1 protein-coding gene is annotated in these 927 nt (G+C 74.4%); it reads left to right on the plus strand.

Features of this window, described 5'->3' with window-relative positions; genetic code table 11:
- A partial coding sequence (locus A5691_RS08670) for an acyltransferase domain-containing protein (protein WP_156675557.1) occupies positions 1 to 927 on the plus strand: 927 nt, incomplete at both ends.

Here is a 927-nt window from a genome sequence, read left to right on the forward strand (position 1 = left end):
CCCCGGCCAGGGCTCCCAGCGGCTCGGGATGGGACGGGAGCTGTACCAACGCTTTCCGGCCTTCGCCCAGGCCTTCGACGAGGCCGTGGCGGCGGTGGACGGCCACGCTCGGCTGCCGCTGCGTGACGTGATGTGGGGCGCCGACCCGGACCTGCTGGAGAGCACGGAGTTCGCCCAGCCCGCGTTGTTCGTGCTCGAGGTCGCCCTGGCGGCGCTGTGGCGGTCCTGGGGGGTGATCCCCGATGTGGTGATCGGCCACTCGGTGGGGGAGATCGCGGCGGCCTGTGTGGCGGGGGTGCTGTCGTTGCCGGACGCGGCGCGGGTGGTGGCGGCCCGTGGGCGGTTGATGGCGAAGCTGCCGGCCGGCGGGGTGATGGTGGCGGTGAGCGCCACCGAGGCCGAGGTGGCGCCGCTGCTCAACGGCGACGTGAGCCTCGCGGCGGTCAACGGCCCCGACGCGGTGGTGCTCTCGGGTGAGCGGACCGCGGTGACGACGGTGGCGGATCGGCTGGCGGACTGCGGCCGGCGGGTGCGGCAGTTGGCCGTCTCGCACGCGTTCCACTCGCCGTTGATGGAGCCGATGATCGAGGAGTTCGCCGCGGTGGTGGCCGGGGTGTCGCCCGGCGCGCCGCGAATCGACCTGGTGTCCAACGTGACCGGGCAATTGGCCGGCCCCGGATACGGGTCCGCCGACTACTGGGTCGAGCACGTGCGCCGGCCGGTGCGGTTCGTCGACGGCGTGCGGGTGGCCGAATCGCTGGGCGGTGCCGCCTTCGTGGAGGTGGGCCCGGGCGCGGCGCTGACGGCCGCGGTGGAGCGGTCCCTGGCGAGTGAGCCGGCCGTGGCGGCGGTGTCGATGGCCAAGGACCGTCCCGAAGTCGATTCGCTGCTGCTGGCGGCCGGCCAGCTGTTCGTCTCCGGCGCCGG

The sequence above is a fragment of the Mycobacterium sp. E183 genome, from assembly GCF_001667735.1.
Taxonomy (GTDB): domain Bacteria; phylum Actinomycetota; class Actinomycetes; order Mycobacteriales; family Mycobacteriaceae; genus Mycobacterium.